Below are 17937 nucleotides of genomic sequence, written 5' to 3'. Positions count from 1 at the left end.
TTTTTTGTTTAATGAAAATTGATAAGTGTCTATTAATCAGTGTTTTAGGTTTTATTTTGGGTTGGCTCAGGTTTTGCTCTATTAGCTTTGCGAATGAAAGCAAGTTACTAGAGCAGTAGGATCTTAGATATGTCAGAGCCAATAGCGAGTCAGCAAACACCCTCACTATCACAAGTACCATCACAAGCCACGTCTGCTGTGCAGCAGCAACGTATTCCAGTTATCAATATTAGCGATTCGGGGAAGATTCATGTGCGAGAGCAGCAAGGAATATTTCAGCGTCTTAGGTTGCACACTAATACGGTGTTGATTGCGTTATTTTTCCTTATTCCATTTATCAATTTCCAGGGCCGTCAGGCCATTCTATTCGATGTAACAGAGCAGCAATTTTTCTTTTTTAATGTCACCTTATGGCCGCAAGACTTTACCGTGCTTGCTTGGTTTTTTATGGCCGCAGCATTTGCATTGTTTTTTATTACTGTTTATTTCGGCAGAGTCTGGTGTGGTTTTATGTGTCCGCAAACCGCTTGGACAGCTGTGTTTATGTGGGTAGAGGCAAAAGTTGAAGGTAACCATCACCACCGTGCCGCCCTTGATAAAGCGCCAATGTCAGTGAATAAAGTGACTAAAAGAGTTGCGAAGCACACTGTTTGGGCGTTAATGGCATTGGTGACTGGCTGTGGTTTTATGGCTTACTTTATGCCTGCAAGGGCGCTTTATGTGGATATTTTTAGTTTTAGCAGCGGCTTTTGGACAGGAGTTTGGGTTTGGTTTTTTGCACTATGTACTTACCTTAATGCTGGATGGATGCGAGAAATGATGTGTTTACATTGTTGCCCATATTCGCGTTTCCAAGCAGTGATGTTCGATGCGAATACTAAAACCGTTAGCTATGATGCTGCTCGTGGTGAAAACCGTGGTCCGAGAAAACGTAATAAAAAAAGCACCAAGACTCAGGCAACGACAGAGGCTGGCAATGGCTTAGGCGACTGTGTTGATTGTCATCTTTGTGTAGATGTGTGTCCAACAGGGATTGATATTCGAAATGGTCTGCAATATGAATGTATTAACTGCGGTGCCTGTGTCGATGCCTGCAATCAAACGATGAGTAAATTTGGCTATTTGCCCAATTTGATCAGCTTTACCAGTGAAAACGCACTAAAAACGGGCCGCACTCCGTCAATGTGGTCATTAAAAGCCTTAGGTTATGCGGGTGCATTAGTGGTGATGCTGGTCATGATTGTTTTAGATTTACAAAGCCGAGCGGATATTCAGCTTAACGTTATTCGAGATCGCCAAAGCTTATATCGTGTTGTCAGCTCTGAGCCAACAAACCCCGTCATCGAAAATAGCTATTTACTGAAAATACGTAACAAAACCCAGCAAGCTGCTTTTTATCAGATCAGTGTTAGCTCCGATAAGTTATCTGCTCATGATTTCAAAATAACCAATAACACCTTGGTATTGATTAAAGCGGCTGAGCAACTTGAATACCCTATTACAGTCACCAGCTCGATAAAGCATCCAGATAAACAGGGGTTATCTCAAACACGCGAAGCGCTGACATTTTTTATCACCGAAGTGAACTCGGGTGGTGAAATTGTCCAAGGAAAACCGCTTAATCAAGTGGCTCAAGCTTCACGCTTTTTTAGGCCTTAGTCATTCAACCTTAAGGATAGATACAACTTGATTGAGCTCTTTGATGACGTTCCAATATAGGGCGGGGTGAATAAAAAATGAACTATTATAGTGCTTTAGCTAATTAGCTTATGGTACACCTTTATGTTAACAAGTTGTTTAATTTGACTTTTTTATAGTGGCATAGAACTCGCAAAACATGATCAGAATTAAATCTAGGAGTGTGAAGCTATGTCGTATATTGAACCAAAAGAGTTCGCAGCCAAAATGGTCGATGCTGGTGAACAAAAAATTTTCATGTCAACGAAAGATACATTTGTTCGTGCTTTTATGGCGGGGGCTATTTTAGGTCTAGCGGCATTTTTTGCCATTACAGTGATAGTTAAAACTGGCAGCTTATTAACGGGGTCACTTTTGTTCCCTGTTGGTTTTATCATGCTGTATTTAATGAAGTTTGATTTGTTAACTGGGGTATTTACCTTAGTGCCATTGGCGGTTTTGGATAAACGAAATGGCTGTACCGTCGACCAAATGCTGCGGAATTGGGGCCTAGTGTTTGTGGGTAACTTCGCTGGTGCCCTCACGGTTGCTTTCTTTGCATCGTTTATTTTGACCTATGGTTATAACACTGATGGTGGCGTACTCGCTGCGAAAGTGAGTAGCATCGGTGAGTCACGTACTCTGGGTTATCAAGAACATGGCTTTGCAGGTTGGATGACCATTTTTATTCGCGGCATGCTGTGTAACTGGATGGTATCAATGGGAGTCGTTGGTGCAATGATTTCTACTTCTGCAAGCGGCAAAATGATGGCAATGTGGATGCCCGTCATGCTGTTCTTCTTCATGGGTTTTGAGCATTCAATTGTCAATATGTTCTTGTTCCCATTCTCAATGATCATGGGCGGTGAATTTACGGTTATGGATTACCTCGTTTGGAATGAAATCCCTACCGCATTGGGTAATTTAGTGGGTGGATTTGCGCTTGTTGGGTTACCGCTGTATTTAACTCACGTGAAAGAAAGTCCTGTGCGTAAACGCAAACAAGCAGAAGCTCGTCGTGAAAAGCTTGCTTAATATTGGACACTTAAGTGAGTTCTTACCGTCACACGATTACCTTAATGGCACTGTAATTGTTGTGGCGGCAAGGAAGCTTTAATGCAAAATTCGCTAAAACTTACCATTGCACAACAAAGCGTTTCTGGACTAAAACAGATCAATCAAGATTGCTGTGGCAGTATGCAACCAGATAATGCCCTGATACATAGTAAAGGCGCAGTGGTTGCGATTGCTGATGGTATTAGCTCTAGTGACGTCAGTGGTGTTGCTAGTGAAAGTGCGATAAGTAATTTTATCAGTGATTACTATGCAACTTCTGAAGCCTGGTCAGTTAAAAAGTCTGCGCTTAAAGTGCTGCAGGCACTTAATCATTGGCTATATGCCCAAAGCCAAAATGGCCCGCATCGTCATGACTTGAATAAAGGTTATGTCTGCACTTTTAGTGGGTTAGTGTTTAAATCAAATACAGCACATATTTTTCATTGTGGTGATTCTCGTATCTACCAATTGAGCGGGAATAGTTTAGAGCAATTAACGGAAGATCATCGACGTTATGTCGACGATGAAGTCAGTTACCTTAATCAAGCTTTAGGCATTAACCCGTTACTCAATAGTGATTATCACTCCTGCTCGATTAACTTGGGCGATATTTTTGTATTGACCACCGATGGTGTGCACGAGTTTTTAACCACGAGAACCATTGCCAATGCCATTAATGATGCACTAGAGCAAAACAGAGATTTAACCAATGTGGCGCAAGAGCTGGTTCAGCAGGCGCTTGATGCTGGTAGCGATGATAATTTGAGTATTCAAATTGTGCGGGTAGATTCTCTACCTGATCCAGACGTCAATGAGTTCAAACAGTTATTGAATCGACTCCCTTTACCGCCACCATTACATAGCGGCCAAGAATTCGAAGATGTGGTGATTCAACGTGAACTATATGTGAGTAGTCGCAGCCGAGTTTACCTAGCTCAAGATAAAGCCTCTGGTCAGCGTGTGGCAATTAAGGTTCCTTCTGATGAAATGCGCCAAAATGAAGACCACTTAGAAACCTTGTTAATGGAAGAATGGGTGGCGCAAAGGGTATCTAACACGCATTTATTAAAACCTGTTAAGTCGCGTGTTCCTAAGGGTTACCTTTACACGGCAACAGAGTATGTTGAAGGCTGCACGCTAGCTCAATGGAACCACGATCATGAACAGCCCGATTTAGATTCAGTGAGAACGATAGTGGTTCAAATCGCTCGAGGGTTACAAGCTATGCACAGACAAGAGATGGTGCACCAAGATTTACGCCCTGAAAACATCATGATCACCACTGAAAGTGTGGTCAAAATTATTGACTTCGGTGCGACAGCTGTTGCAGGAATCATTGAAACTCAAGGGATTGATGATCACATTTTGGGAACGGCCCAATACAGTGCTCCTGAATATTTTGTGGGCGAGCTTGGCGATGGTCGCAGTGATATTTTTTCTCTGGCGGTAATAACTTATCAAATGCTGACTGGTCAGCTGCCCTACGGGGTGGATGTTGCCAAGGCAACGACGTTAAAAGCGCAGCAAAGCTTACGCTATGTTCCTGCCCGAAGTAGAAATGCCGCAGTACCTCAGTGGGTAGATTATGCCCTTGAAAAAGCCCTTGAAGTGTCCCCGTCAAAACGCACTGCTGAAGTATCGGAGTTTATTTATAACCTTAAACATCCTCACCCTAAATCAATACGTGAGCACACGCCTTATATTGATAAAGACCCCATTTTATTTTGGCAGCGTTTATCTTTCTTATTAGCTCTAGGGTTAGTGATAGCCTTATTTTATTAAGCACGACCTTAATGCTTGTCTGTATTAACACAGCAGCAAGAGTACTGCGTTAATACAAACCCGATATTGAGCTTTTATCAGGCTACCAAGGATTAATTACCATGCTTTATAAGGTAAAAACTTACCGTTCATGGTAATCACGACCCTATCGCCCTTAGGATCAGTTTGTTTTGCAACATCCATTGAAAAATCAATGGCGCTCATTATGCCATCACCAAATTGTTCCTGAATGACTTCTTTTAATGTGTCGCCATATACACCAACCACCTCATAGAGGCGATAGACCAGTGGATCTTGTGGCACATCACGTTGCCATTGTTTGGTCGGGTAAGCCGTGAGCGCAGCTTGTGAACCTGCAGGAAGCTCAAGTAGCTGGCACAACTTATCAGCGACGTTCTCTGGCATGCTGTTCATGCCTAAACATGCTGAGGTGACCCAAACACAGCCCATTTCTAACTCATCTGCAATATTTTGCCAACTTAGTTGGCGGGCATGTTTCGCTAAAATAATCGCTTCAACCACTTGTTCTTTATTCATTATAAATTCCTATAGGCATGATAAACGTCTATAAGATCTCGCAAGAGTTAGACCACTATTAAATAATATATTAATCAATAAGTTAATTTTTTATAGGATAGGAGTACGGCTATTTTAGTGCATTATTAGCTAATTGTTGGTGCGACAGGAGAAGACGTTTTTATTCACTGACAAGAAGGCCGGCAATAATGCCGACCTTGAGAGTGCAATGTAATCTAGCGGCTTATTGCGCTGATTAACGTTGATGCATGGCGTATTCAGTGCCATCTTTTGCAGTAAATACTTTGCAGTTACCTTCAGTAGGTAGGCAGCGAGAATGCAGCATACTAACCCATTGTTTATATGGCGTTGGTAAGTTTTTAATTGGCAGCGCCACTTGAATATCTTCAATATGCGCAGGATCTTTCGATCCTAACTCGCCATTTCTGTCAAAACTGACTTCAACATGGGTATCGTTATTTTTAAGGACAATCGATGTTGGTTCGCTTTTATGACCTGTTAAAGCAACAAATTGACATGGGTTCTGTAAACCACATTGGCTACCATCTTTCATAAAGGCTAGAAGATGAGTGTAGTAAATAACATAGCTACTCACATCGGCGTGTGAGCCTTCAGTAAGTGGGAAGTTGTCATCTAAAAATACCTTTGCATTGTTAATTTTGTCTGCGTTGGTACTGGTTGCCACAAATTGTTCCTCAATGAAGCTGTTAAGGTTGTGAGCGGCTGTGTTGGTGTGCATTGTTGTCATAGTCATAACCTTATCCTCTTCGCTTGGGTCATTACACGGGGCTAATTAAATATTCATATCATTAGGCCGTGCTTACATCTTTTGTTATCGATTGCCTTAGTCGCAATGGGAATCAAAATGATGAACACTGTTTCCCGATTGCTTAATTTGTAGTCTAGTGTATTTTTCACTACAATTTCACAATAAAAATTTTACAGTGTGAATTTTACAAAATGCGTAATGAACAAAGCTTGATGAGAAAGTCACATTTCCTGGGTACAAAGATTCGAAATCTGCGTAAACGTAATCATCTGACAATGGAAGACTTGTCTGCCCGATGTATACGTGTAGATTCGAGCTCTGCGCCTTCGGTGTCGTATCTATCAATGATAGAACGAGGTAAAAGAGTGCCCAGTGCTGGTATGCTGGCGGTGATTGCTACTGTGTTCCAAAAAGATGTCGATTGGTTTTTAGATGACATGCCAGAAGAGCAATCAATCACCCCAGAAAAGGGACGCCGTGGTGGTATTAGCGGTATGCCACTCGAACCAAGCTTTTTATTTTCTAATGACATTTTACAAATCGCGATACCTGAAATGCTGTCACAAACAGGCACATCAGGTCGGCAGTTTGCTCAGTTATTAATTCGCGCACACCAAGAACACCATCAAAATCATTTCCCTGATTTAGAACGCGCCGCTGAAGAAATTGGCAGAAAACAGATGCCGCTAAGTGCTGATGAGATGCTTAGCATTGCTAAGAGTATGGGACTTAAAATTAAATGGATTGATGAAGTTCCGACTGAAGTGTTAGATGAAACTGGCGCTCGTTCTTCTCGGTTAACCACTTCTTTTTTTGAACCACCTGCGACAATTTTTATCAATAAAGCGCTCAAATCCAATGCGCCAAGGCTTAAATATGACTTGGCAGTGCACATTGGTCATTGCGTGCTCCACAATAAAGACGGCTTGAAAAGTGTCATGACATCGGGGCGTCGAGTTGAGGCGGATGATGATGCAACTGTGCAGTCAAACACACTTAATGCCCAAGATATCTTGCATGCATGGCGTGATTTTGAATCAAGCTTTTTTGCAGGGGCATTACTCTGCCCTAAAGTGCCATTCAGACAGCTATTAGATCGTCACGGCTACGAGATTGATATCCATAAACAGTTACAGGTGTCGGCGTCGGTTGCCATGCGCAGAATGACAGTTGTCTCTCCTTACCCTCATTGGCATTACTTTGATGCTTATGCACCAGGTAAGCTTAAAGCGGTCTATCGCGGTAATGGTATTCCACTGCCTTGGGGCAATATGCGCATAGTTGAAGACCCTTGCCACCATTGGGCTGTATTTAGGAAAATTAACGAGCCGACATCGGGAACATCTGCTCAAATTTCAATATTAAATGTAGGTAATGAGCCGCGAATTTACTGTTGTGAATCAATAAAAGTCGATGATTCAGCGGGTAATCCACATGTGTTATGTGCAGGGATAGATTTAAACCCCGCCATTGAAGCGCAAGGTAAAGATGCTGCAAAAATTACCGAAGATTTAAAGCAAACGTGTGTTGAAAACGGCGGCTTAGTCGCCATTCCAAAACACATCAAAGCAGATCTGGTTAGCGTGGCTAAAATCTTGAATATTAATTGGATTGAACGTGGTATAGAAAACGATGCCAGAGTGATTTGCTCTCGTGGCGCAGTATGCCCACGACAACCTAGCTGCTATGCCAGTGGTCAAGCACAGTGCGAATAAGTCGGTCATCACAAAGACTGATAATCTAATTCACTTCTAAGGAAGTTTTTGTTAAGGTGATGTTGTTTTTGACAGATATAATCTAATTATATTAATTGCTTATAAACTTGGCATAGGATGACTGCCAGGTTGAGTGATTAATCTAGCTGTAAAGGAATACAGTCATGCTCGATTTTTTACTCATAAACGCCAATACCCCATTTGCGATTGCGATGACGATGGTGTTGATGCTTGCACTGTTAGAAGGTGTTGGCTTAGTGATAGGCTTTAGCATTTCAAATCTGATAGACCACCTTTCTCCTGTTGAACTTGATGTCGATGCCGACCTTAATGTGGCTAATACTGGGCTGACCCCATTAGTTGGTTGGCTATGCCTGAATAAGTTACCGTTATTAATCTGGCTAGTGTTATTGCTTACTTGCTTTGCACTCATTGGCTACAGTTTAAATTTTATTAGTTATCAATACGCTAGTAATCTACTTTCCCCAATGATTAGTGCTCCAATTGTATTTGTACTGAGTCTGCTCAGCACATCCATCATTGGTAGACCTTTGGCAAAAATCCTCCCCAAAAATGAATCCCATGCCGTTTCTAATACTAGTTTTAGTGGTTTATTGGCCAAAATTACCGTGGGCACTGCCAGAGTAAACAGTCCTGCAGAGGCGGTGCTGGTGGATCAACATGCGCAGAAACATTACGTGATGGTCGCGCCAGAGTTTGCAGAAGAAAGTTTTAACCAGCATGACCAAGTCGTGTTGCTGAATAAAAAAAATAATATTTGGATAGCAGCAAAACTCGATAGTATTTAGCCGTCTATTCATGGAACCAAGATTTTTATAGTAGTAATACAAGGAAAGAAAATGGAAGGGATTGAATTATCTGCAGGGTCAAATACCACCTTTATTTTAATAATGTCTGGCGTGGCAATGTTGGCGTTTATCACCATAGGGTTAATATTTGCCAAACTCTATATTAGAGCCACTAAGGAAATTGCATTTGTCCGAACTGGTTTAGGTGGGGAGAAAGTCGTTAAAGATGGTGGCACAGTGTGTTTACCTGTGTTGCACGAAACTATTCCGGTCAATATGAACACATTACGCATCGAAGTTGAGAAAACACAAAAAGATGCGCTGATCACCAAAGATAGAATGCGTGTCGATGTTAAAGCGGATTTTTACCTTCGTGTGGCACCAAGCCAAGAAGGCATCTCGATGGCTGCGCAAACTTTGGGTACACGTACCATGCGTGTTGAAGAACTTAAAGTGTTAATGGAGTCAAAATTTGTTGATGTACTTCGTGCTGTGGCTGCTGAAATGACCATGACTGAAATGCATGAGCAGCGTGCTGATTTTGTCCAAAAGGTTCAGCAAAATGTGGCCAATGATTTAGAGAAAAACGGGCTAGAACTTGAGTCTGTTTCATTAACTGGCTTTGACCAAACAGACCTACAATTTTTTAATGAAAATAACGCATTTGATGCTGAAGGTCGTGCACGTCTTGCAAAAATCATTGAAGAAAAACGTAAAGAAACCAATGATATTGAACAAGAAAACCGCGTTAAAATTGAGCGTCGGAATTTAGAGGCTGAGCGTCAATCTTTAGAGATTCAAAAAGAAGAGGAAGAAGCTCGTTTAAGCCAAGAGCAAATTTTGGCATTTAAACGTGCAGAGCAAAAAGCGGAAATTGCTAAAACGCGTGAAAATAAACAGCGAGAAGAGCGCGAAGCTGAGATTGCGAAAGAGCAAGCGATTGAAGCGGCAGAAATTGAAAAATCAAAAGACATTGAAACCCGTGAAATTGCTAAAAGGAAAGCCCTTGAGCAAGCTCGTATTCAACAGCAGCGTGATATTGAAGTCGCTGAACAAGATAAGCAGATTGCAGTAGCAGAAAAATCAGAAGAAGAGTCAGCTGCACGTGCTAAAGCCGCAGATGTTGAAAAGGGTAAAGTTGAAAAAGAAGAGGCTGTAATCACAGCCAAGCAAGTGGCAATGGCAAATCGTCAAAAAGAAATTGAAGTCATTGATGCGAAAAAAGAAGCAGAACGTGAAGCCGTTGGGATTACTGTGCAAGCCGCTGCAGATAAGCAAGCGGCTGAAGATAAGGCAACAGCCATATTAACTGAAGCTCGCGCTGATGCTGATGCTAAAAAGCTAAAAGCTGAAGCGGATGAAAAAGTCTTTGCAGTTGAAGCGGCAGGTAAACAAGCTTTGTATGAAGCAGAAAATACTCTGAAAGATGAGCAAATTCAGCTGCAAAAATCCTTGGCTGTACTGCAAGCGTTACCAGAAGTGGTTGCTAATGCAGTCAAACCACTAGAAAACATTGAAGGCATTAAGATCTTACAAGGTTACCACGGCGCTGGCGCTGCAACCGCAAATGGTACCCAAATCATGCAGGGACAATCTGGTGGCGTAGCCGAACAAATCACAGCGGCAGCATTAAACTATCGTGCGAATGCGCCAGTAGTCGATGCCATGTTACAGGAGCTGGGGTTAGTGAATGGCGACACTGGCACGTTAACCGATTTATTAAATGGCGAGAATAGTTTGACCGATCAAACCCGTGCAGCGATTAAACAAGCTAATATTCAAACGGCTATGCCATTGAATGGTGCCGAATCTGAGGTGGTAAATAATACTGTAGCTTCAAGTCCAGCTTCATAGCGCCACACATAACATAGGAGTGAAGTGATACTGTTAAGTTGATCATTGTTAGCTTGCTGCATTGAATTCATTGTTTGTATCGACAAGGCGGTAACAGTCAGTTACCGCCTTTTTCATTATCAGCTTATCGCTGTATTGTCCCGATTAGCGTTACTACCCTTAGTCATCGCTCGTTATTGCAGAACGAAACACAGTATCTAACAAGTTAAAAAACCAGTGTTGTAACTGTGTCTGTTCGTTCATACGTGATTTAGCATATAAATCTTCTGGGCACTGCTCACTAAATGCTTGTTGTAAATAAGCCAGTTGCACAGCGTCCCATTCGGGATGAAATTGAATGCCATATTGCTGTTGATGCCGAAACACCTGTTGAGGACACAATGATGAGTAGGCTTTTATCTCAACCGATTTATGGGTTAGCGGAGCTAAGTGACTATCAAAGTTAAACCCAAAATAATGCCATTGAGGTACGGCTAAATTAATCAAATTTTTGTTCGCTAGACTTGCTGAGCATACGTTGGCATTAACTCTGAGATCATACCAACCTAATTCAGCCTGTTTAAGTGGGTAAATCTTAGCTCCTAATACCGATGCTAATAGTTGCGAGCCTAAACAAATACCGATTAGCGGTTTGTTGATTTCAATCGCCGTGTGAATCAAAGAGCGCTCTTTTTGCATCCATCTTGGGTTATCTTCTACATCCATAGGGCCGCCCAAAATGATGATGCCATCAAATTGGTTTAGATCGGGCAAGCAACCATCGGGCGCCATGAAACGGGTGATCTTATGTCCCGAGAGTTTGCACCAGTCAGAAATGCGCCCTGGTCCTTCAGCCTGATGGTGCTGAATGATTGCCAGCGACAATGAAACCATTACTGTAACTCGCCAGTTTCTAGATAGATTTCAATGATGTGCTCGAGGGGAATGGATAGCTGATCCGCTAAATCCTTTGGACTAGGGTGCAGTTTGCCTTTGAGTGGCACGGTTATTTGAGTCGTTCTAATGAAATCATGTTGAATCACTCGCAGCAAGTGGTCTGCTTCAGGACGATTTTCAATGACCTTAACTAAGAACTGGTTTGGGCTATTTTCAGTTGGTGTAATGACTCGGTATTGTGCATTTGGCGCCTTATCTTGCCCTGCCTTCATGCTTAATTCAGTGAACATAATGATGCGATCAATGATGAGTGATTGTTGAGAAAACTGGTTAATGCCTCCTCGCTCAAAGTGACCTTTTACAACATCAACTTGCAGTTGTTCGATTGGGTCGGTTGCCAGAGGGCTGAGACGCATTAAGTCAAAAGGCTTGGGTACAATAGTCCAAAGCTGCTCTGGTGCTGTTGCCATTGCTTCAAGCTGCTGCTTTATTGCATGATCAGTTTCAGGATCGGCAAAGTGAAATTGCATGACCATTTGTACATTGTGGGGATGGTGATACATAGGCAAATGTGAGGCAAATAAGCCATCTTTTCCGCCAAATAGAGTCATACCATGTAAGCCCATATGGCTTTCATTCGCTGAGGTTGTGGGGGACATGCAAAAAATGAGGCTGGTAACAATAACGCAAAAGTAATGAGAGATTCTCATATGGGCTCCTATCTGGAAGTTAGTCAGAAGGGGCCGTCCCCGGATGGAAGCCTGTTTACCAAATTCATCAATTCGATGTGATTGATTGTGGTGCTCAACAGGTTGAGGTCGTCCTCAGACACAATTTTACTACAAATTTTTAACGATGAACATTGCGACTCCCCCTCAATATTTGGACGTCACTTTTTACATTCAGTGATTAACAGGGGAAATTACGTCATGACTCAGCCAGTGTTATTAACTATTGAGTCAACCTAGCCTAGTGAGAGATGTTGTTTTGTCGGTTAAATATGCCAAATAGCAGCTAATCTATTGAATCAATGTGGGTATCGCTGCAAAATTAATTGAAACATGACTATCTATGTTTAGGAAGTATGATCCCAAGGAGTTAGGGAATATCGCATTACCTCAATGTTATTTCATCTACTTCTTGTGCCATATCGCTTCAAGGTTTTAAGGATAAAGCTGTCTCTTTGAGATGGATTAAAGGAGTTTCCATGATGTACATCAAATTGATGATATGGGGAATGCTATTGTGCATTTCAAATATTTGTCTCGCCGCTTCTGTCGAAGATTATTCACGCCATAGTGATTACTACAATGTAAAAATATCCCCTGACGGCAAGCATTTAGCTGTTTTAATGAATGATGAAGGTCGAAAGAGACTCGCCTTTTTACGCACCGACAACTTTGAAGTTACTTTTGCGCTCAATTCCAGTGGTCGGGATCAACCTGCAGAATATTACTGGGTCAATAATGAACGTGTCATCGTTCAAGTGGTACAGAGCCGTGGCAGATTAGAATTACCGATTAATTTAGGTGAAATCTTTGCCGTTAATTATGACGGTAGTAAGCGTAAAATGATTTTCGGTATCCGATCTCAACCAGGTATTGTGCTGTCGGGATACGGTGGTTTTTTATTGGATAAACTTGAAGGTGATAACAAGCACGTTTTAATTACCAAACGTTTGCTAAGTCGAAATGGCGATGTGCTGCCTGAAGTGACTAGGCTTAATGTCTATACTGGCAAGGAGCGTAAAGTTAAACGTGCGCCAATTTCTTACAGCCAGTTTTTAGTTGATAATGATAGTGTGCCTAGGTTTGTTGTGGGGGTAGATAAAAACCATGACACTAAAATGTACTACTCAGAGGGTAAAGGAGAAGATTGGCAAGTGTTTAATACAAAGTTTGACGGTGAGTTTACTCCGTTGACTTTTAGTAGTGATAATAAGTCAGTTTACGCATTAAAAACTGAAGAAAATAAACCGAAAGGCCTGTATCGCTACGATTTAGATACTCAAAAAGAAACGTTTTTGTACCGCAGTGATATTGCTGATCCTACCTATGCTATTAGTTCTGATTTAAACGAAGTGTATGGTTTGAGAGTAGATGAAGACTATTCTAGCTATATTTTTATTAAACCTGACACCCAAGAAGCCAAACTCCATAAAGCATTAATTCAAGCGTTCAATGGCGACAGTGTCGAAATTACCAGTAAAACAAAAGACGGTAAGCAAATGGTGGTGCGTGTTTCTAGTGACCGCAATCCCGGCTCATTTTATATATTCGATACAGACACAATGAGTGCACGTTATTTATTGTCGAGCAAACAATGGATTAAAAAAGAGCAGCAAGCTGAAACAGAACCTTTTCGAATTAAGTCTTCTGATGGTTTAGTGCTAAACGGTTACCTAACCCTTCCTATCGGTAAAAAACAAAATTTACCCACAGTGGTATTGCCTCATGGAGGCCCGCATCTTCGAGATTATTGGCGATTCGACCCCCAAGCTCAAATGCTCGCAAACGCCGGTTATGCTGTCATTAAAGTGAATTTTCGAGGCTCAGATGGTTACGGAAAACACTTTATGGAAGCTGGCTACGGCGAGTGGGGAACGGGTATTCAAGATGATATAACTCAGGCATTAAATTATGCGATTCAAACAGGTGTGACAGATAAAAATCGTGTATGCATCTTTGGTGCGAGTTTTGGTGGTTATAGCGCTTTACAAAGTGCAATTAGAGAGCCGGATATGTATCAGTGCGCAATTGGCTACGTAGGGGTTTATGACCTACCTATGATGTTTGATGAAGGGGATATTAAGACATTAACTTGGGGAGGGTCTTACCTGAATAAAACTCTCGGTACTAACCCTGCTGAACTTATTGCCCAGTCTCCAAGTCGTAATGTCGATAAACTTAACGCGCCAGTACTTATTATTCATGGTGAGGATGATCAACGTGCTCACTTTGAGCATGCGTTAGCACTTAAAGAGGCGTTAGATGAAAAAGGCCATCCCTATGAATGGTTAGTTAAAGATAAAGAAGGACACGGCTTTTATAATGAAGAAAATATTCTAGAGGCCAACAAAGCGATTTTAGCTTTCTTAGAAAAGCACATTGGTGATTCGGCAAAGTAATCCATCGCTGATAACACAATAAGCCCGGTAAGCCCCGCAATTTGTGGTGAGTTTATCGGGCTTTATTATTCTCAATATGTTGAGTTTATTGTGCTATTGATTAGTTAATCTATGACTCTCTTTACCTGCTAGATAACCAAATGCCAGCCAAAATCTTGTAGGTTTTTGTACAGGAAATAACCTTGCTAAATCAGCACATCGTTACCCTTAAATCTTGGTGAGATCTCGCTCACAATCTGAATCGATTGTTAATATAAGTTAGTCGACAGTTTACGTGATTAACATTATTTTAGCGTGCCTGTGTTGCCGTTAATGTCACAAACATTAAACGACCTGGCGTTTTATAGAAAACGGTTCACGCACAGTATTCCAACTCTTCAAACAGTAAACCAACCTGGCTGTCTCGCAGCACGGGGAAGCACTTGTGGTGTGGACTCTCTTAATCAGTTTTATTGTTTCGGACAAATAAAATGAACAAACACTTCGAGCTTATTGATAAACCGACTTTTTTCGGTGCGTTGATATTACTTTTTGCTGTGGTTATCCCTTTACTTATTTTCCCAGTTGAAGGGGCACAGTGGGTTGCTATCGCTAAAACATTTATGACAGATAGACTGGGCTTTGCCTATTTAGGTCTAGGTATTGCTGCTTTTTTCTTTATGATTTATATCGTTTTTTCAGATATAGGTCAGATTAAACTAGGAGACCCTGATGAGTCACCTGAGTTTGGATTAGCCTCATGGGCAGCCATGCTGTTTTGTGGTGGTATTGGCGCAAGCATTTTGTATTGGGGCACCATTGAGTGGGCCTATTACTACCAGAGCCCACCTTTTCAATTAGCGGCGGGAAGTGAAGAGGCAATTCGCTGGGCTGCGACTTATGGCTTGTTCCACTGGGGACCTATCGCTTGGTGTATTTATATGATCCCAGCTATTCCAATTGCGTATTTTTTCTATGTGCGCAAGCAGCCAGTATTAAAGGTGTCAGCTGCACTAATGCCTGTGATTGGTGAAGCCAATAGCTTTGGTAAGCTTGGTAAAGTGATTGATGTATTGTTTATTTTTGGTTTATTAGGTGGTGCAGCGACAACATTAGGCTTAGCAGCGCCATTAATTAACGAAGGCATTAGTTATTTGTTTGGCATCCCTGCAACAACGGGTAGTCAAATTTGTGTGTTGATGTTGTGTACGGCTATTTTTGCCTATTCAGCTTATATGGGCATGGATAAAGGCATCAAAATTCTCAGTAATATTAACTTTTGGGGCGCATTAGGCTTGTTAGTCTTTGTATTGGTTTGTGGCCCAACAATTTTTATGCTGGAAACCGGTCTAGACTCCATTGGCCGAATGCTATCTAACTTTTTTGTTATGGCAACATGGGCTGAGCCGTTTGGTGGCCTTGGCACCTTTGAAGATACTCACTTCCCACAAGATTGGACAATTTTTTATTGGGCTTGGTGGCTGGTATTTGCGCCGAGTATGGGCTTGTTTATTGCCCGAATTTCTCGTGGCAGAACCATTAAGCAAATGATCACCGGAGCAGTCTTTTTTGGCTCTTTGGGTTGCTCAATGTACTTCATTATATTGGGTAACTATGGTTTGTCTTTGCAGTTATCTGGGCAACTTGATGTAGTTGCCCTGTTGAATAGCGAAGGGGCAACTAGGGCCATTTTTGCTATTTTAGAACAGCTGCCATTTAGCACCGTGGTCATCGCAGTCTTTACTTTGTTGTGCATCATTTTTACTGCGACAACGTTCGATTCGATTTCCTACATTTTAGCCTCAGTAGTACAAACCAATGTGACCGAAGATCCGATGCGTTGGAACCGATTATTTTGGGCGTTTACATTATCCTTTATGCCTTCTGCCCTGATGTTTATGGGAGGCTTAGCTACCTTGCAAACCGCCGCAATTGTTGGTGGTTTACCGCTCCTTGTTATTGCAGTGATGTTGATGATTTCAGGTGTTAAAGCCGCGTCATTGGATTTAAGCCATCAAGATGACTATGTCGATCCTGTGATTAATATTTCTGATTTACCCGATGTTGATCCTTGGAGCAAAGAAGGCCAAGCCTTAGCACGCTTTGAATTGTTACGTGACAATGCTATTGATGCTGCCAATGCTGAACGAGAAGCCAATGAGGCAATATGGTTGCTGAAAAAGCAGTTACGTCGAGAAGCATTATCACGTGGTGAGTCGAGTGTAGAGTTAGGCAATGCACCTGATGATATTATCGAGCAGCTACAACAATTAACTGCTGATGCGGCAAAAGCTAAAGAGTCTAAACTTGCAGCTTCAACACTGGCGCAAGAGGCCAGAACATCATTTAATGATTTGATGCGCAGCAAAGAAGAGCAAGAGTTGCTACTCGAACAAGAGGAAGTGAAGTTAGCGATTCAAGCCAGATTAAACTCATCTAATTAAGGATAAGTAACGAATAATAAGATGGCTAACACTGGATGAGTTAGCCATCTCTTTTTAGTTTTGCTGTTTGCGTTGTGCATTGATTAGTAGAAGTCTTACATAGCCAAGCAGCAAGTTACTCTTGGCCGTTCCACAATAATTTGCCTGTATTGGTGAGGTCGTATCCGCCTAACGTGGCAGCTAGTCTGATGGATTCAGGTTGTTGCAGTAAATCTAGCAACTGCTGCAATTGGCGTCTAAAGTAAATGCCCTGTGGCATCACTAAATCAAAGGATTCCGTTAAAATCGGCACAAAGCTTAATCCGCTTTCAAGCGCTACAGATTGGCAACCAAAACCGATATCGGCATTATGTCGTGCGATATAACCTGCTAATTCCCGTTCGCTTTGCGCCACCAAGGTAGAGTTAAGGTATTTGAAGTTAAAACCTTGTTTTAACAACCATTGCTCTAGGTGTTGCTGGCTACCAGAGCCTGCTTGACGAGCGACCCAACGCCATGATTTAAATGAGGTATTGGTGGCAGCGTTTGCTAAGGCTTCGTATTGCTCAAACGTCTCTGAGCGCATCATTAACCCTTGTTTGCGGTTATAGCCATGCACCAACAACCATTGTTTATGATTTGGGTAACTGGTTAATAATTCATGATAACTCAGGCTATCGTCTTCAAGGCTTCCCCAATGCAAGGCACAGATATCAGCATACCCTTGAGATAATACATCTAACCCTAAGCCTGAACCTGTTGAACTATAGCTAATGAGTTCAGTGGTACCTACCTGTGACATGGTTTTAGCAACCAACATAGACAGTAGTGGATCGTCGCTGCCCGTGATGTGCATTCGATCAGATAGCATTCCGCTATGACAAGATTCCATCAGCCACCGATCTACCAGTATTTTGGGAAATAGCCATTTTCCCGTAGCTTTTGTGGCAGGCAAAATACGCTCATTGGCCATTGAGCTGACCGAGTCTTCATCGAGCGACAAGTACTCTGCAACCTGAGTTAAACTCATGTAGGTCAATTCGTTAGCTTGGGTCATGCAATATCCTTAAAGAGCGTATTTCTGTTTAAACAATATGTGTTAAACGTATTTGTCGATTATAAAAAATGTGCGGCCAAATAGCACTGCTTGTATATCAAGAACCGTGAATAGATATCGTGAATAGTGACTTTGTCTATAAAACTGCGGTTTGAGTCACAACGGCTTAGCTTTTTTAGGTAAAGCAATTCAGTGAGTTCTGTGGAAAGTAGGCACAAAAAAGGCGAGAAATTATTCTCGCCTTTTGATGAGTTGAATCCGTCAAATGATTCAGTG

Annotated in this window: 13 protein-coding genes; 8 read left to right on the top strand and 5 right to left on the bottom strand. The window is 41.9% G+C overall.

Going from position 1 to position 17937, the window contains the following annotated elements; genetic code table 11:
- Positions 1-129: 129 nt before the first annotated feature.
- From ccoG to AB4128_RS15025, 3 genes are all read left to right on the top strand, one after another.
- Positions 130-1659 carry a cytochrome c oxidase accessory protein CcoG gene (gene ccoG / locus AB4128_RS15035; protein WP_372038174.1) on the top strand — a complete coding sequence of 510 codons (1530 nt, stop codon included), beginning with the start codon at positions 130-132 and terminating at the stop codon, positions 1657-1659.
- A 210-nt stretch (positions 1660-1869) separates the two neighbouring features.
- Positions 1870-2712 (top strand): formate/nitrite transporter family protein, encoded by an 843-nt coding sequence (locus tag AB4128_RS15030; RefSeq protein WP_065110285.1) that lies wholly within the window; start codon positions 1870-1872, stop codon positions 2710-2712.
- An 81-nt stretch (positions 2713-2793) separates the two neighbouring features.
- Positions 2794-4515 carry a protein kinase domain-containing protein gene (locus AB4128_RS15025; RefSeq protein WP_372038173.1) on the top strand — a complete coding sequence of 574 codons (1722 nt, stop codon included), beginning with the start codon at positions 2794-2796 and terminating at the stop codon, positions 4513-4515.
- Between the two features lie 96 nt (positions 4516-4611).
- On the opposite strand, the gene cynS is transcribed toward AB4128_RS15025, so the two are convergent.
- Both cynS and AB4128_RS15015 read right to left on the bottom strand, forming a co-directional pair.
- Positions 4612-5052 carry a cyanase gene (gene cynS, locus AB4128_RS15020; protein ID WP_080914537.1) on the bottom strand — a complete coding sequence of 147 codons (441 nt, stop codon included), beginning with the start codon at positions 5050-5052 and terminating at the stop codon, positions 4612-4614.
- Between the two features lie 235 nt (positions 5053-5287).
- Positions 5288-5806, bottom strand: coding sequence for a hypothetical protein (locus tag AB4128_RS15015; RefSeq protein WP_055025856.1), 519 nt, complete (start codon positions 5804-5806; stop codon positions 5288-5290).
- Between the two features lie 206 nt (positions 5807-6012).
- On the opposite strand from AB4128_RS15015, the gene AB4128_RS15010 reads away from it, so the two are divergent.
- The 3 genes from AB4128_RS15010 (at position 6013) to AB4128_RS15000 (ending at position 10199) form a co-directional block, all read left to right on the top strand.
- Positions 6013-7536: a DUF3612 domain-containing protein gene (locus AB4128_RS15010; protein ID WP_055025857.1), complete on the top strand. Its 1524-nt coding sequence runs from the start codon at positions 6013-6015 to the stop codon at positions 7534-7536.
- A gap of 164 nt (positions 7537-7700) precedes the next feature.
- The gene (locus AB4128_RS15005) at positions 7701-8345 is read left to right on the top strand and encodes a YqiJ family protein (RefSeq protein WP_055025858.1); all 645 of its coding nucleotides are present in this window, start codon (positions 7701-7703) and stop codon (positions 8343-8345) included.
- A gap of 102 nt (positions 8346-8447) precedes the next feature.
- The gene (locus AB4128_RS15000) at positions 8448-10199 is read left to right on the top strand and encodes a flotillin family protein (RefSeq protein WP_372038199.1); all 1752 of its coding nucleotides are present in this window, start codon (positions 8448-8450) and stop codon (positions 10197-10199) included.
- A gap of 159 nt (positions 10200-10358) precedes the next feature.
- Here the strand turns inward: AB4128_RS15000 and AB4128_RS14995 are convergent, their stop codons facing one another.
- Both AB4128_RS14995 and AB4128_RS14990 read right to left on the bottom strand, forming a co-directional pair.
- On the bottom strand, positions 10359-11072 hold the full coding sequence (locus tag AB4128_RS14995; protein WP_372038172.1) for a type 1 glutamine amidotransferase: 714 nt from the start codon (positions 11070-11072) through the stop codon (positions 10359-10361).
- The gene (locus tag AB4128_RS14990) at positions 11072-11785 is read right to left on the bottom strand and encodes a hypothetical protein (RefSeq protein ID WP_372038171.1); all 714 of its coding nucleotides are present in this window, start codon (positions 11783-11785) and stop codon (positions 11072-11074) included. The genes AB4128_RS14995 and AB4128_RS14990 overlap by 1 nt, the downstream gene beginning before the upstream one ends.
- A 497-nt stretch (positions 11786-12282) precedes the next feature.
- On the opposite strand from AB4128_RS14990, the gene AB4128_RS14985 reads away from it, so the two are divergent.
- Positions 12283-14202, top strand: coding sequence for a S9 family peptidase (locus AB4128_RS14985; protein WP_231919217.1), 1920 nt, complete (start codon positions 12283-12285; stop codon positions 14200-14202).
- Positions 14203-14672: 470 nt separating this feature from the next.
- Positions 14673-16625, top strand: a complete 1953-nt coding sequence (locus AB4128_RS14980; protein WP_372038170.1) for a BCCT family transporter — start codon at positions 14673-14675, stop codon at positions 16623-16625.
- A gap of 115 nt (positions 16626-16740) precedes the next feature.
- Here AB4128_RS14980 and AB4128_RS14975 read toward each other — a convergent pair whose 3' ends face one another.
- Positions 16741-17661, bottom strand: coding sequence for a helix-turn-helix transcriptional regulator (locus AB4128_RS14975; RefSeq protein WP_065110277.1), 921 nt, complete (start codon positions 17659-17661; stop codon positions 16741-16743).
- Positions 17662-17937: the final 276 nt, after the last annotated feature.

The sequence above is a fragment of the Shewanella sp. 10N.286.52.A9 genome (genome assembly GCF_041468985.1).
Lineage (GTDB): Bacteria > Pseudomonadota > Gammaproteobacteria > Enterobacterales > Shewanellaceae > Shewanella > Shewanella japonica.
Note: the sequence above shows the minus strand (reverse complement) of the source record. Positions and strands in the feature narration are given on the sequence as shown.

What these genes read in the sequence shown, in the direction of transcription:
- AB4128_RS14995 (WP_372038172.1), bottom strand. Translation starts at nt 11,072, where the DNA reads ATGGTTTCATTGTCGCTGGCAATCATTCAGCACCATCAGGCTGAAGGA.
- AB4128_RS14980 (WP_372038170.1), top strand. Translation starts at nt 14,673, where the DNA reads ATGAACAAACACTTCGAGCTTATTGATAAACCGACTTTTTTCGGTGCG.
- AB4128_RS15025 (WP_372038173.1), top strand. Translation starts at nt 2,794, where the DNA reads ATGCAAAATTCGCTAAAACTTACCATTGCACAACAAAGCGTTTCTGGA.
- AB4128_RS15000 (WP_372038199.1), top strand. Translation starts at nt 8,448, where the DNA reads ATGTCTGGCGTGGCAATGTTGGCGTTTATCACCATAGGGTTAATATTT.
- AB4128_RS14985 (WP_231919217.1), top strand. Translation starts at nt 12,283, where the DNA reads ATGATGTACATCAAATTGATGATATGGGGAATGCTATTGTGCATTTCA.
- AB4128_RS15030 (WP_065110285.1), top strand. Translation starts at nt 1,870, where the DNA reads ATGTCGTATATTGAACCAAAAGAGTTCGCAGCCAAAATGGTCGATGCT.
- AB4128_RS14990 (WP_372038171.1), bottom strand. Translation starts at nt 11,785, where the DNA reads ATGAGAATCTCTCATTACTTTTGCGTTATTGTTACCAGCCTCATTTTT.
- AB4128_RS15010 (WP_055025857.1), top strand. Translation starts at nt 6,013, where the DNA reads ATGCGTAATGAACAAAGCTTGATGAGAAAGTCACATTTCCTGGGTACA.
- ccoG (WP_372038174.1), top strand. Translation starts at nt 130, where the DNA reads ATGTCAGAGCCAATAGCGAGTCAGCAAACACCCTCACTATCACAAGTA.
- cynS (WP_080914537.1), bottom strand. Translation starts at nt 5,052, where the DNA reads ATGAATAAAGAACAAGTGGTTGAAGCGATTATTTTAGCGAAACATGCC.
- AB4128_RS14975 (WP_065110277.1), bottom strand. Translation starts at nt 17,661, where the DNA reads ATGACCCAAGCTAACGAATTGACCTACATGAGTTTAACTCAGGTTGCA.
- AB4128_RS15005 (WP_055025858.1), top strand. Translation starts at nt 7,701, where the DNA reads ATGCTCGATTTTTTACTCATAAACGCCAATACCCCATTTGCGATTGCG.
- AB4128_RS15015 (WP_055025856.1), bottom strand. Translation starts at nt 5,806, where the DNA reads ATGACTATGACAACAATGCACACCAACACAGCCGCTCACAACCTTAAC.